The organism is Candidatus Profftia sp. (ex Adelges kitamiensis) (assembly GCF_020342455.1).
Classification (GTDB): Bacteria; Pseudomonadota; Gammaproteobacteria; order Enterobacterales; family Enterobacteriaceae; genus Profftia.
Window position 1 is genome coordinate 1,091,692 of sequence record NZ_CP080506.1, and the last position, 16,178, is coordinate 1,107,869.

7 protein-coding genes are annotated in these 16,178 nt (G+C 25.5%); all 7 read left to right on the forward strand.

Annotated elements, in window-relative coordinates:
- The first annotated feature begins 39 nt into the window (after window positions 1-39).
- The 7 genes from lptB (at window position 40) to K0T98_RS02865 (ending at window position 16,158) form a co-directional block, all read left to right on the forward strand.
- Window positions 40-768 carry an LPS export ABC transporter ATP-binding protein gene (gene lptB, locus K0T98_RS02835; RefSeq protein WP_225639342.1) on the forward strand — a complete coding sequence of 243 codons (729 nt, stop codon included), beginning with the start codon at window positions 40-42 and terminating at the stop codon, window positions 766-768.
- 770 nt (window positions 769-1,538) lie between these two features.
- Window positions 1,539-2,939, forward strand: coding sequence for an asparagine--tRNA ligase (gene asnS / locus K0T98_RS02840; RefSeq protein ID WP_225639343.1), 1,401 nt, complete (start codon window positions 1,539-1,541; stop codon window positions 2,937-2,939).
- Between the two features lie 326 nt (window positions 2,940-3,265).
- Window positions 3,266-4,420, forward strand: coding sequence for a porin OmpC (gene ompC / locus K0T98_RS02845; RefSeq protein WP_225639344.1), 1,155 nt, complete (start codon window positions 3,266-3,268; stop codon window positions 4,418-4,420).
- 3,046 nt (window positions 4,421-7,466) lie between these two features.
- A complete protein-coding gene (locus K0T98_RS02850) occupies window positions 7,467-8,729 on the forward strand; it encodes an aromatic amino acid transporter (protein ID WP_225639345.1) in 1,263 nt (420 codons plus the stop codon).
- A gap of 1,560 nt (window positions 8,730-10,289) precedes the next feature.
- Window positions 10,290-11,243 (forward strand): oxygen-dependent tRNA uridine(34) hydroxylase TrhO, encoded by a 954-nt coding sequence (trhO, locus tag K0T98_RS02855; RefSeq protein ID WP_225639346.1) that lies wholly within the window; start codon window positions 10,290-10,292, stop codon window positions 11,241-11,243.
- A 1,750-nt stretch (window positions 11,244-12,993) separates the two neighbouring features.
- A complete protein-coding gene (gene eno, locus K0T98_RS02860) occupies window positions 12,994-14,307 on the forward strand; it encodes a phosphopyruvate hydratase (RefSeq protein ID WP_225639347.1) in 1,314 nt (437 codons plus the stop codon).
- A gap of 939 nt (window positions 14,308-15,246) precedes the next feature.
- Window positions 15,247-16,158: an ABC transporter ATP-binding protein gene (locus K0T98_RS02865; protein ID WP_225639348.1), complete on the forward strand. Its 912-nt coding sequence runs from the start codon at window positions 15,247-15,249 to the stop codon at window positions 16,156-16,158.
- Window positions 16,159-16,178 lie beyond the last annotated feature (20 nt).

Consider the following 16,178-nt stretch of genomic DNA (forward strand, 5'->3'; position numbering starts at 1 on the left):
GATATTACTCATGAGAGTATCAAGAGCAATTAATGAATTATGTCAACTTTAATCGCCAAAAATCTAGCTAAAACCTACAAAGGACGTCGCGTTGTTAAAAATGTAAGCTTGTTAGTTAACTCTGGTGAGATTGTTGGTCTACTTGGACCAAATGGTGCAGGTAAGACGACAACTTTTTATATGGTAGTCGGTATCGTACCTCGTGATGCTGGATATATTAAAATAGACTCTGAAGATATTAGTCTGCTACCTCTACATGCTCGTGCGCACCGGGGAATAGGATATTTACCACAAGAGTCTTCTATATTTCGTCGCCTAAGTGTATATAATAACCTTATGGCTATATTAGAAATACGTAAAGATCTCGTAACTAAAGAGCAACGTTCTCAACGTGCTAACGATCTTATGGAGGAGTTTCATATTACTCATCTACGAAACCACTTAGGACAGTCACTGTCAGGTGGTGAACGCCGGCGTGTAGAAATTGCACGAGCCCTAGCAGCAAATCCTAAGTTTATCCTATTAGATGAACCTTTTGCTGGTATTGATCCAATCTCAGTGATTGATATTAAAAAAATTATTAAACACCTACGCAACAGCGGTTTAGGTGTATTAATTACAGACCATAACGTGAGAGAAACTCTGACTGTTTGTGAGCGTGCTTATATTGTAAGCCAGGGACAACTTATTTCTCATGGAACACCATCTAAAATTTTGAGCGATGAGCAAGTAAAAAAAGTTTATCTAGGTGAAGAATTTCATCTATAATTATATTTACTAACTGAGTCTTCGTTGTCTTATAAGATATTTTAAATTATGTTGCCTGAACATCTATTATATTCTATATATATGCTCACTATTTATTATACACACTTTAATAACAAGACAAATACAGTACTACTTTAAAGCTAGATTTTTAGAAAAAATAAAAGTAAAGCTAAAATTAGCATATATATTTTTAATAATACGATTGTAATACGATATAATATAGGATATATATCCTATATATAGCTAAAATTATATTAATAGTAAACTTATTAATAGAATTCTATCCCTGGTTAGATTAATATTATTAATAATTTTATTATTATTACTCATTTAATAAACAAGTATAACTAAACTTATAGACGTAGTATAGAATATACAAAATAATAAAATACTCATTACAGTGATAATAATGAATAGGTAATCTTGCTTATACTGTATAGGTTGTTTTAATAAATAAAGCACCATTACTATATAAAAAATATTTAATATGTATTAGTATTAAATCCATACAAACTAGTTTAATTAATTTATTGTATTTATATTAATAAAAAATTAGTGAAATTATTTATTTTTCTACTTTATACTATTTTTCTTTAAAATTACACTGATATCGTATAATATTTAGATAAAAATTATCCTGATAAAGATAGAATATTTATATTTAATAAAATTTTATTGATATTGATAAAGAATCATACAAAAAAATTTTATACTATTAGGAATTGATGTAGATCATTATTTACTTAATACTCATATAAAGAGAGAAATCTATGAATGTAGTTCCTGTAATAGATATACTACAAGGTTTAGTAAAAATTGGTACAGAAGTTACCGTACGCGGATGGGTTCGTACAAGAAGAGATTCTAAAGCTGGTATCTCTTTCTTGACAATACATGATGGATCATGTTTTCATTCTTTACAAACTGTAGTACATAATTCTTTATTAAATTATAGAAATGAAATTTTACATTTAACAACTGGATGTTCGATTGAGGTTACCGGAAAAATAGTTCAATCTTTAGGTAAAAATCAGAATCTTGAACTACAACTAACACAAGTAAACATTATAGGTTGGATTCAAAGTCCCGAAAATTATCCAATGGCAGCAAAACATCATAGCATTGAACATTTACGCGGAATAACACACCTACGTCCACGTACTAATCTTATAGGTGCCGTAGCACGTATTCGCCATACGCTAGCACAGGCTATTCATAGATTTTTTAATAAAGAAGGTTATTTATGGATTTCTACGCCTCTAATCACAGCTTTTGATACCGAAGGTGCAGGAGATATGTTTCGGGTTTCTACCTTAGACTTAGAAAATTTACCACGTACTCACGAAGGAAAAGTGAATTTTAGAGAAGATTTTTTTGGTCGTGAAACATTTTTAACTGTATCAGGTCAACTAAATAGTGAAGCATATGCTTGCGCATTATCTAAAGTCTATACTTTTGGACCGACCTTTCGTGCTGAAAATTCTAATACTAGTCGTCATCTTTCTGAATTTTGGATGGTTGAACCTGAAGCTGCCTTTACTGATATAAATGATATTGCCAATATTGCTGAAAGTATGCTAAAATATATTTTTCAAGCTGTACTTAATGCACGTACTGACGATATGGAGTTCTTTTCTCAGCAAGTTAAAAAAGATGTTATCAATAGATTACAATGTTTTTTAGATTCAAATTTTGTGGAAATAGAGTATACTGAAGCAATTAATATTTTATATAATTGCGGTAAAGTATTTAAAAATGCTGTATACTGGGGTATAGACCTTGCTTTAGAACATGAACGTTTTTTAACTGATGAATATTTTAAAGCATACATAGTAGTAAAAAATTACCCAAAAGATATTAAGGCATTTTATATGCGCATGAATAAAGATGGCAAAACTGTGGCAGCAATAGATATATTAGCCCCAGGAATTGGCGAAATTATTGGTGGTTCTCAACGTGAAGAACGTTTAGATATGCTGGATATACGTTTAAAAGAGATGGGTTTAAATAAAGAAAAATATTGGTGGTATTATGATTTGCGTCGTTACGGAACCGTTCCGCATTCTGGTTTTGGTCTTGGATTTGAACGTTTAATTTCTTATGTTACCGGAGTACATAATATTCGTGATGTAATTCCATTTCCACGAACCCCACGCAGTGCAAATATCTAAAATTTTATTGATAAAATATATTTTAAATATTTGTAACAGCATTAAGATACTATTAATACAACTAACTAATTTGCACGCACAGTACTTATACAATACCATATACTTGACAACTTGTCACACTATAATTTAGTTAAGTTACGCGAATTATACTTTTTGTATCATTTTTTATGTAGATTATCCGTCTAGTGAATAGAACACTATAGTTGCAAATGTAGGAAGACAATATTACTATCTTTTTAGTTTGTTAAATAATATAATTGCTCCGCAAAAAAGTGATTTAGGTAGTTTAGGTATTAAAAAATAACTCCTTGAGGGGGATAACAATAATGAAACGTGATATACTTGCAGTAGTAGTACCAGTACTGTTAGCAGCTAGTGCAGCAAACGCTGCTGAAATCTATAATAAAGATGGCAAAAAACTAGATCTATACGGTAAAGTAGATGGATTGCACTACTTTTCTGATGCGAAATACTCAGAAAGTGATCAGTCTTATGCTAATTTTGGCTTTAAAGGTGAAACTCAGATCTCTGATAAGCTGACAGGTTATGGGCAGTGGGAATACAAAATAAAAGTTAATAGCAATCAAGGTGATGGTGCATCCAAAAAAGCAACCTGCGTCAGCTTCGCTGGACTAAAATTCGGTGATGTTGGCTCTTTAGATTATGGTCGCAACCACGGCATACTACATGATGTTGAAGCATGGACAGATATTTTACCAGAATTTGGTGGTAATACTTATACTGTAACTGATAACTATATGACTGGTCCTACTGACAGCGTAGCTACTTACCGTAATAAAAACTTCTTTGGTCTAGTTGATGGTTTAAACTTTGCAGTACAGTATCAAGGGGAAAACGACGACCATAACGTCTTTAATGAAATTACCAATAAATGGGAAAATAGCAACCCTTCTAAAAACTCTCGTACTTTACAAAACCAAAATGGTAAGGGATGGGGTCTATCAACTACCTATAACTTTGGTACAGGTATTAGTGCTGGTGCAGCATATGCATCCTCTGAAAGAACTAAAGAACAAACTACTCGTGGTATGACAATTAACAGCAGCATAGCTGGTGGTAAAAGAGCTGATGCATGGACTGCTGGTGTAAAATACAACGCTAACAACGTATATCTAGCAACTACATATGCAGAAACTCACAATATGACCCCATATCACGATAGTATTGCAGATAAAACACAGAATTTAGAAGTTGTTGCGCAATATCAGTTTGACTTTGGTCTTCGTCCATCTGTATCCTACCTACAATCTAAAGGTAAAGATCCTAAAACCAACCATTCTACACCAGGCTATAAACATTTAGTAAAATATATCGATGTAGGCGCAACTTATGACTTTAAGAAAAATATGTCTACCTATTTAGATTATAAAATTAACTTACTAAATAATAACAACTTTACTAAAGATAATAGTATTAGTACTGATGATATTATAGCAGTTGGTTTAGTGTACCGATTCTAATAATCTATTAGAATATTATTCAGAAATAAATTATAAGAGCAAACAAAAGGCAGGGCATATGCCCTGCCTTTTGTTTGCTCTTATAATTTATTTCTGAATAATATTCTTTCTATTTATTTATAATAAAATCAACTAAATAAAGATTAATACTAAAGTATGAATCTAAAGTATTAGATCTTAACTAGAAATATAATGAACATATCTACATATTTCAAAATATTATAACAGTATCAGAGGGTTCTCTTTTAGATTTAAACAATTTATTTTTTACTAACTATCGTACTAATAGATAATAAAACTACAAAAACTATCTCAGTATAGACTGTGTGCCTATATTAGTTCATTGTACTCTGGAATTTCTCTTTAGTAAAGAAAGCGCAATACTTAAAGATATATAAACACGTATATATACCATTCAAATACTAGGTGGTACGGGAGCTCCTATTATAGCAACTTATTTTATTTTAAATAAAACTACAATCAAGCTTATTTAGATAAGAAACATTATCTAGCTTAACAATAAAAAAATATTTAATGCCTAAGGTCTTGAGGTATGTAAATACAAATACTATGACTCCTAAAATCATCCATTAGATTGTTCAGTTTTTTAAAATAATTTAAAATAGTCTGTAGCTTTTTACATAGTATTATTTCATTGTTATTATCACAACCACCTACTGTTATTGATCTAACACCAGAGCAGTAAGACATCATATCTGAGAGGTATCGATATTAAAAAAAGTTAGGTACAAATGTTTTATTTTGTTTATCAGGGTTTTGATAATAGTTTAGAAGAAGATACATAAGGACTATAAATGTTTGCTGCTAAAAATTAAGAGTTAATTATTGCTAGTTCTTATGCGAAAAACTTTAATTTATACAACAGACACGTAGAAGCTTACACATTAGTTGCAACAATAATAAAACAGTAAAAAGCACATTTAGATAAATTAAAGCTACCACTAGTACTCACTATTCTAATCTACCTACACATAGCATATCGGTAATAGTATCTATTTTTAATAATACTATAATACTACACATAATGTAGGAGTAAAAACTAACCAATATGCGTGAACGTATTAAATATATGTATTAGCTCTTTGTTAAAGCTTTACTGAAGAAAAAAGCAAAACTTAACTTTAGTTTTATTATTAAACAAAAAGTATGTTCTCTTTAAAATATTCAACTAAAGAAGAGGTTATACATCTGTGTGATAAGTTTGATATTTATACAGTATATTCTATTTCTATAAATATAGAGGGGATAGTAACAAAAAATATGCTTACATTATATGAAGTTATAATGTTCATCCTACAATAACTATGAGTAATATACTAAAAAATATAAGGTAAAAATATAATGGTATATTTGGATAAAAATGTTACCCTTCTATAAGACAGATTTAGTATAAAAATACTATAATTTCAATACTTAACGCCAATAATACTTCATATAAAGTGTTAACATTTATTACTTGGATTATTATATACTATATTGATTAGCAATCACTAATAATATTTTAACTGACTATTTAAATACAAAAAATTAATTTATAAAAACTTTACTTAACTAAGTTTAGTTTGATTGTAAAAAAATTAAATTTTAGAGTATTAAATAATTATAATTATTTGATTACTTAAATATTTTATTATTTATGTTGGTAAAATACCATAAATAAAATAATTAAATATTTAAACAAAAATTATAAAATATTCTATATATAATATAATAATAAAGTCATAACAATGATATTGTTATTAACAATACTAAATAAGTATTTATTGATATTATTTAGAACTCTAAAAAAGATGAGATAAATAAAGTTTGTTTATATTTTCAAAAGAACATATTAATATAATTTGTTTCTTAAAATAATTTATATCATATATATGATATAAGTATCATACTTATTACTGATTAATATTATAATATTCATGTATTTTTTCTATTTTAACTCATAAATTAATATACTAATTTAAATAGGTATGCTTATATAGATGGCGCTTAACATTTAAAATACTACCTAATATTTTAGGTATAAACAAAAATTATTATATAGTATTAAATAAATTTAAAATACAATAATAAAATGTTTTATAAAGTTATTATATAGTATTGAATGCTATATAAAATTATATTTATAATTTATTTTGTACTTTAAGTAATTTAATATTTAGAATATTAGTCAATATTAAATACTTTAAAGTTATAATAAAGTATAGTAGTAAACATAATTAATCTAATTCTTTATACAAAAAATTTCCTAAGATATTAAAAAATATTTTTATATTATAAACTAACTTAATAATATTAATAATTTCTATATTTTGTTAATAAGATACTTAGAAGTTTAAATATTTGAGTAACATACAAATACTACTTTATACAAAACTGAAGATTCAATTATATGATTTTTAGCATTGAAATATATACTGGATGATTGAAAAAAATAATTTTTATATATGTTTTAATCTAAAAAATATTACTTTTTGTAAGAAAAATACTAGTAATATAAAACTCTTTAAATATTATTAAGCTAAATTAAAACTTTAAATATTCTATATAAAAATAGTAATAATTTAACTTATAAAACTAAGATAACTGTTATCTATTTTTAAATCCTCCAAAACTAACATAACTAATAAACTAGTTGTTAGTGTAAAAAAGCTGTATACCGATCAAACTTTTATATAATACTGTCTTATAAAGTATTTTTATTATCTCTTTATTGAAATTTTTATAATATAAATAACTTTTTTATCTTATAAAAAGGCTATATACAAATATTACTTAATCAAACATTAAATCTTAAATATTAATAAAATTTAATTAGTAATAGTACTGTACTATAAAATATTTGTTAATTAACAAAAGAATTTCTTCAGTAATCTAATACCTATATAAATTGTTTCTTGATAAGAATGGTACAATTAATTTATCTATAAAATTCCATTTAATATCAGTGTCATATAGTCATACTATTTATATACATAAAAATATAGATATAAATTTTAATATTATCTGATCCAATCAGGAGTATACTATGGCAATAAAAAATAACAACTTAACTAAAACTAAACACCAACCATCAGTTTTAGGAGGAGCAATGATTATCATTGGAACTGCTATAGGGGGGGTGGGAATGTTTTCTATGCCAGTAGTCACAGCAGGTATATGGTTTACTGGCTCTATATGTTTACTTATTTATACCTGGTTTTGTATGTATATATCTGGTTTAATGATTTTAGAAGCTAACCTAAATTATCCAACAGGATCAAGTTTTTATACTATAGTTGGCGATTTGCTGGGTAAAAAATGGAATTTTCTGAATGGAATTTCTATCGCATTTGTACTATATCTATTAATTTATGTTTATATTCTTACCTCTGGTAGTTCTATTATGATCTATACGCTTGGATTAGACTTAAGTACTACTGAACAAACTACTGCAAGTTTATTATTTACTATATTAATTGCTATTATTGTATGGTTATCCACTAGCGCAGTTGATCGTTTAAATACTATTCTTATTAGTGGTATGATGATTACATTCTTTCTTTTTACTTTTGACATGTTTACTCATGTAAATACATCAGTATTATTTAATAGCAATGATATTAAAGCTAGATATCTACCGTATGCACTTGCATCACTACCATATCTATTAACATCATTTGGTTATCATGGAAATGTTCCTAGTCTAGTAAGGTATTACCAAAAAGATACTAAATCTATCGTACTTAGTCTATTTATCGGCACTTTTATTACATTAATAATTTATATTTTTTGGCAGTATGTAATTCAAGGTAATATTACCCGCGTAAAATTTCAAAAGATAATTATTGAAGGTGGAAATATTAAAAATATACTTAAACAAATCAGTATTATGACTAGTAGTAGTATTATTAATCAGTTACTAAACGTTTTCTCTTCTATGGCATTAACAAGTTCTTTTCTTGGTGTTTCATTAGGTCTATTTGATTTTATCTCTGACTTCTGTAAATTTACAGATAATGTAACTGGACGTACTAAATCAACATTAATTACTTTTATACCACCAACTATTGGGGCTTTAATTTTCCCAAATAATTTTTTAGACGCTATTGGTTTTGCAGGATTATCTGCAACAATTTGGACTGTAATTACGCCGGCAATGCTAGCATATGCTAGCCGTAAACGTTTTCCTAATGCTAATTATCGAGCTCCAGGAGGATTCATTATGATTTTATTTATCATTACTTTTGGATTAATTAATACTATTGCTTATATTTTATCGGTATGTAAATTATTACCAGTTTATTCATAATAATTATAAAAATTTAATACATAATTTTATTAAATTTTATTTAAAAAATAATTTAAACCTAAAAATTTAGCACAAGACATATATTGCTTTTAAGATAAATACTAAATTTAGCAAATAGCTAATAATCTTGTTATAATAGAATTCATTTTATATCATTTCATAAAAAATAAAAATTCACTTACCTAACTATTACTATGATAAACGATTTTAATTAAAAATTAACTAACAAGTAACGCTTTATAATAGAAATATTAAATTAATAGATGAAGATAATCTATAATAAAATATAGCCTTTTAATTAGAATATATTAAATAGTGCATTATGTCTAATTCTTATAAAACTATAGTTATATTCAATGTCTCATATAAATAAGAAGTCTTGGTATGATTAATTAGTACTACTATAAAACTTATATACCAATAACTCATAATATCTAAATTTATACTGATATCAGTAAAACATTACTATATTAAATATAAAAATTAAATTCATTATAAGAGAGTAAACAACTTATTTAATAAAATTTATTTGTAAGAATATAATGATCTTTAATAACTTTTAAAAAAGCAATGAATATTTTTAAAAAAAATAATACTAACAAAAACATAATATAGTATAAAAGGTATTTTTTAATATGTCATTTTAACACAGATAATTATTTATATCATTTTAAATTAAAAATTACAGTAATTTATAGATTATACTATATAAAAACTATACTACTTTTAAAATCAAATAAAATTTATTAATATACTGAATATATGTGATATGTGTACTATTACCTTAATAAATAATGATAAGTTTTATTAAAAAAAAGCAAAAAATAAGGGGTAGATAACACCCCTTTTTATTAATTTATATAACTAAATTTACTACTTATTATTTGTTAGGAAATATATAAAAGAAGTTATTTTAATAATATCACTAAAAATTAGGCTCTTAGTAATTTCAATAAGTAAGGTTATAATATAAATAATACGTACAATCTTTAAATAATTCATTTATTTTATAAGGCTAATTATTTATAATTAATATATCACTTAATTTTTTGTTTAATAGATATTAAAAAATCCAAAACAATATATAAAGTATAATTTACTAAATTATTTTATAGTATTTTTTACTACAAAAATATAATAGTTAGTTATTAACTATAACTAAATTTTAATAAAAATACTATATTAAATTCATCTAAAATAATATAAGCGGTATATACGTATTGAATAATGAGTATAGACAAAATAATAATAACATTAGATATTTTATCTTCAATCTTAATACTAAAAATAAAAAATAATATTAGATTATAATCTAAAGTACTAATAATGACTTAATGTAATATCATTAACATTACTTTAATAAAATATTAACTTTTAAAAAATATTTGTTATGTTATATATAACATTCATTTATAAACCATTAGTACATTAATTTTAGAAGGTAAAATTACATTTAATCCATAATAGCTATAACTTTGCTATATATTTTTTAATTTATATCTAATATTTAAGTTTAATTATAAAGACTTTATATATATTATATAATCAGAGATAATATTTATGCCAGTATTACATAATAAAATTTCAAATCAAGAACTAAAAGCAAGATTGATCGCTGAAACTGAACCACGTATTACAATCTCATTTTATAAATATTGCTTGATAAAAGATCATCAAATATTTCGAGATATTTTATATATAAATTTTTTTAAACTAGAAGTTTTAGGGCGCATTTATATTGCTCAGGAAGGTATAAATGCACAAATATCAGTACCAATTAGTAGATATAAGAAGATGAAAAAATATTTATATCAAATGCATCCAGATTTTAATAATTTACATATGAATATTGCAGTGGATAATAATGCAAAATCATTTTGGGTACTGCGCATAAAAGTACGAAATCGCATTTTGGCTGATGGTATTGATGATCCTTATTTTCAACCTTCTAATGTAGGAAAATATTTAAAAGTAAGAGAAGTTAATGATAGTATAGAAGATCCTGATACAATATTAGTAGATATGAGAAATAATTATGAATATGAAGTAGGACACTTTATTAATGCTATAACAATACCATCAGATACTTTCCGAGATCAAATACTTATGGTAGTGAAAATACTCAAAAAAAATAAAAACAAAAAAATTATTATGTACTGTACGGGAGGGATACGCTGTGAAAAAGCTAGTGCATATATGCTATATAACGGCTTTAATAACGTATATCATATAGCAGGAGGAATTATTGAATATACAAATTATGCTAGAAAACATGGATTACCATTAAAATTTATAGGAAAAAATTTTGTTTTCGATGCACGTATGGGAGAACGTATTACAGACGATATAATATCTCACTGTCATCAATGTGGTACGTCATGTGATACACACAGAAACTGTTTTAATAATTTTTGTCATGTACTATTTATCCAGTGCCTAAGATGTGCTGAAATATATAACAAATGCTGTAGTATAAGATGTCAAAGACAAATAGAATCGATGTTAGATAATTAATACAATAACAAAACTAGACTTAATGGAGTTTAATTATTTTTAATAAATAGCGCAATAAAATATAATTTTTATACATTTCTATACGTAAAAATCAAGAGTAATATTATATACTATTCTAATAGAAATTCAGCAAAATATAACATTATTCTTAGATATATTTTAAATTAAAACAGTTATTTATTATAGAATAAATAATGCATTTAATTCTCATTCACCCTTATTTTATTTTTTTATCTTGTTAATTAATATACCTTTAGTTAAGTATAGTAACTAAAGTATATCGTTATAACCGATATACTACTATTATTCTTATATAAACAGTATTATTGTAGAATTCTCAGTAGACATTCTTAATGCATGTAATAAAATTAGATCCATATGTCAATGTAAATCCAGGTGTAATGAGTCAATCCTAAAATAAATGAAGTATATATCATTAAAGATGGTACAGAAACTTATTTAGATTAGGTAATGACGAGTCTTTTATTTATAAAAAGTTGTTTACTATAATAAATTTATTATTTTTTTATATGATATAAAAAGAATATCGTAGTTATTATTGAGATGTATATATAATAAATAATAACTTATATTATAAATAAAATTAAAAGATTAATTATTACAGGTATTAAAAATATAATGTTTTTTAATAAAAAAATATGTTAGTAATATAAAATTACTAACATATCTGAAAGATATTTACCAAATTTTAATATATTTTAGTTGTAAGCACACTATATATGATTAACTATGATGTTTTATTTAGCTGCTATGCTAAGTAAAAAAAAGAATAAATCTATATAACATTGTATAAGAGTATTTTGTTTATTGGTATTAAATTAAATTTTATAATTTGTCGCTTAGACATTACAGTTATTACAAATGAATAAGCTAAAAGTATAAATATTATATAATAATACTAAATAGTATGTCATTTCTTTAAAAATATTAATGCTTTTATAAAGCAATGTAATGATTTGAATAATAAAGACTATTTGTTGATTACTATCAAAATATAGTTTAAATTATCTATAAAAAAATCGAATAGATTGGAAATAATTTATTAATAAGGCAGAATATATTTACGATAAAGATAATGATTATAATAGTCTATAAATATATAAAATTACCGTACAATTAAAATAATAAGGTTACTAACAAATGTAGATACTATTATAGTAAATAGGTCTACTAATTTCTCGAATATAATTTAACCCATAACATAGCTGATATTTCTAGTACAAATATTCCGTTATTATGCTTGATATCAAAATAACATAACAAAACAAGAAATATAGAAAAGATGCGTATAAAAATAATTTAAGTAAAGTAATAAGTTTTAATAAATAATAATATAGTCTCTTATTACAGGTAATATAATACCTAAGATATATAATTTACTAATTATCGAATATTATCTTAATCTATATAAAGTAAATAATATGCTATTTACGCAGATAAGATATACAAGACTGTATATAACTCTAGTAGTTTTTTGAGAATAAGCTATTAGCTAATTACATAACTGTTAGGATCACTCTTATTTTATTACTTTTCAATTTTACAAATAATTTACTTATACACTGAGTAATAAAGATCTATTGTTTGCTAGATTCATTAAAACAATTTATGAGTATAAAAAGTGTTAATAAGTAATATTTACTATACTGAATATAAATAAATGATAATAATATACAGTATATTACTTAGTTTATATTCTTTATTTTAACTGTTATAAAAGGATATTATAATGTCTAAAATTATTAAAGTTATTGGTCGTGAAATAATAGATTCACGAGGAAACCCAACTGTAGAAGCTGAGATACATCTAGAAGGTGGTTTTCTAGGGATGGCCGCTACACCATCAGGTGCTTCAACTGGTTCACGTGAAGCTTTAGAACTACGTGATGGTGATAAATACCGCTTTATGGGTAAAGGGGTTCTCAAAGCTGTTGCAGCTGTTAACGGTCCAATTGCTAAAGCAATAATAGGGAAGGATGCAAAAGATCAATTTAACATAGATAATATCATGATTGATCTTGATGGTACAGAAAATAAATGTAATTTTGGTGCTAATGCTATCTTAGCTGTTTCTTTAGCTGTAGCTAAAGCTGCTGCTGCTTCTAAGGGTTTACCGCTATATGCTCATATAGCTGAACTTAACGGCATGCCAAATAAATATTCTATGCCCCTACCTATGATGAACATTATCAATGGTGGTGCACATGCTAATAATAACGTCGATATACAAGAATTCATGATTCAACCTATTGGCGCTAAAACACTGAAAGAAGCAGTGCGAATCGGTTCTGAAATATTTCATAGTTTAGCCAAAATTCTTAAATCTAAAGGTATGAGTGTTGCTGTTGGTGATGAGGGTGGATACGCACCAAACTTAAGATGTAACGCAGAAGCACTTGATATTATCTCTACTGCAGTTCAAGATGCAGGGTATAAATTAGGTCAAGACATTACTTTTGCTATTGACTGTGCTGCTTCTGAATTTTATCGAAATGGTCAATATATTCTAGCTAGCGAAGGAAATAAAACTTTTACCTCTGAAGAATTTACCCACTTCTTAGAGGATATGACTAAAATATACCCAATAGTTTCTATAGAAGACGGCTTAGATGAATCTGATTGGACTGGATTTCAATATCAGACTAAAATTCTAGGAAATAAAATACAACTAGTTGGTGATGATCTATTTGTAACTAATAGTGAAATATTAAAAAAAGGTATTCAGCAAAATATAGCTAACTCTATTCTTATTAAACTTAATCAAATAGGTTCTTTAACTGAAACTTTAGCTACTATTAGAATAGCAAAAAACGCTGGTTATACTACAATTATCTCTCACCGTTCAGGTGAAACAGAAGATGCTACAATATCTGACCTAGCTGTTGGGACTTCTGCAGGGCAAATTAAAACTGGCTCTATCAGCCGTTCTGACCGTGTTGCTAAGTATAACCAATTAATTCGTATAGAAGAATACTTAACTGCACAGGGTGACTTAGCTCCTTTTAATAGTCTAAAGGAAGTTAAAAATCAAAAAAAATCTTAATATTATTTTGTATTTATAATAAATATTAAAGTTATAGTACAAATACTCCTTAGAGTATTATTTTCAATCTAATATTAATACTTATAATTTTTATTCATAATAGATCTTGGCTTAGTTCTCATATCTTGAGTTTTTATATTAGAAATATAGATCTTTAATATATATCTTCTTTTGATATTTTAGATAAAAAGGGAATTATGCCAAGAAACTTTAAATTATATTAATAATATAACTAATAAATTTAATATACAAAATACTGTATTAAATTAGTTCTATATTTTGGATAATAGACTAAATTGTAATGTATCTATTAATAAAATTAATAATTGGATTATTTTTAATAAATGAATACCATCTATTACATTTTATTAAACACACTGTAATATATTACAGCAAAATTTTTAGAACTCATTTTAAGTAGTAATAACTTACTATATAAACTAAATATATGTAATAACCTTATTACACATTCAGTATAAGTTTAACCATAAAGATATATAGCATTATTAAAACCAGGGGGATAATAAATAAAATTTATAAGAAAGTTTTTAATCTTATACACTATATTATTATAATAAATATATTACTATTTTTTAAATAAAATTAATTAAGATAATATTATATATAATTAACTTAAATTCACACTATAAACTAACTTTTATATTAACCTAAATATTTTTATAAAAATCTACTTATTAATATCAAAATATCACCTTAATATTATTGTAATCTTTATCAATAAATTAATATAAAATAGCAAACTAATTAAATTCATTGATATTCTTTTATGAGAATTAATATTCGAATTAATTAAGGTATTATATAAAATATTTATTAAATATCTATGCCTATATTATAAATGATAAAATAGACTATTAAATTCTTTCTTTCCCCTATCAATCTTTAGTTGTTTTACGGATATCAAGGAACATACATACAATGATATACGCACTCAAACTTTTACAAATTAAAAAAAAATATAATGGTTATGTAAATGCATTGCGAGGCATTACGCTTAAAATTGCAATAGGAGATTTTTACGCTTTGTTAGGTCCTAATGGCGCAGGTAAGTCAACTACTATTGGTATTATAAGCTCTTTAGTTAATAAATCTTCTGGTACAGTTAATGTATTTGGTTATGATCTTGATAAAGATACTATTAATGCTAAACGACAGTTAGGTTTAGTACCACAGGAATTTAACTTTAGCCAATTTGAAACTGTAACACAAATCCTAGTGAATCAAGCTGGCTACTATGGTATAACATATTTAGAAGCAATATTGCGCGCAAAAAAATACCTAAAACAACTTTGCCTATGGAGTCAACGCGATAAACATGCGTATACTTTATCTGGTGGTATGAAACGTCGTCTTATGATTGCTCGTGCATTGATGCACGAACCCAAATTACTTATCCTTGATGAACCAACTGCAGGAATTGATATCGAACTACGTCGTTATATATGGAGATTATTAAAAGAATTAAATTCACAGGGTACTACAATCATTCTTACAACTAATTATATAGAAGAAGCGGAAATACTATGCCACAATATCGGTATTATTAAAAATGGTGAGTTAATAGAGAACACCTCAATTAAAGCATTATTATCTAAATTAAAGCTAGAGTCCTTTTTATTAGATCTAGAACCTAATAGCTCAACACCAATCATAAAAAATTATAACAACATTCTTCATAATACAACAACATTAGAAGTACAAGTATCTAGAGAACAAGGACTGAATGGACTATTTAATCAACTTAATAAACAGGGTATTAAAGTATTAAGTATGCGTAATAAAGTAAACCGTCTGGAAGAGTTATTATTTACTCTGGTAAATAATAATTAAAACTCTTTGTAAATAAGGAA

Coding starts and splice junctions, on each gene's coding strand:
- lptB (WP_225639342.1), top strand. CDS start 40: ATGTCAACTTTAATCGCCAAAAATCTAGCTAAAACCTACAAAGGACGT.
- asnS (WP_225639343.1), top strand. CDS start 1,539: ATGAATGTAGTTCCTGTAATAGATATACTACAAGGTTTAGTAAAAATT.
- ompC (WP_225639344.1), top strand. CDS start 3,266: ATGAAACGTGATATACTTGCAGTAGTAGTACCAGTACTGTTAGCAGCT.
- K0T98_RS02850 (WP_225639345.1), top strand. CDS start 7,467: ATGGCAATAAAAAATAACAACTTAACTAAAACTAAACACCAACCATCA.
- trhO (WP_225639346.1), top strand. CDS start 10,290: ATGCCAGTATTACATAATAAAATTTCAAATCAAGAACTAAAAGCAAGA.
- eno (WP_225639347.1), top strand. CDS start 12,994: ATGTCTAAAATTATTAAAGTTATTGGTCGTGAAATAATAGATTCACGA.
- K0T98_RS02865 (WP_225639348.1), top strand. CDS start 15,247: ATGATATACGCACTCAAACTTTTACAAATTAAAAAAAAATATAATGGT.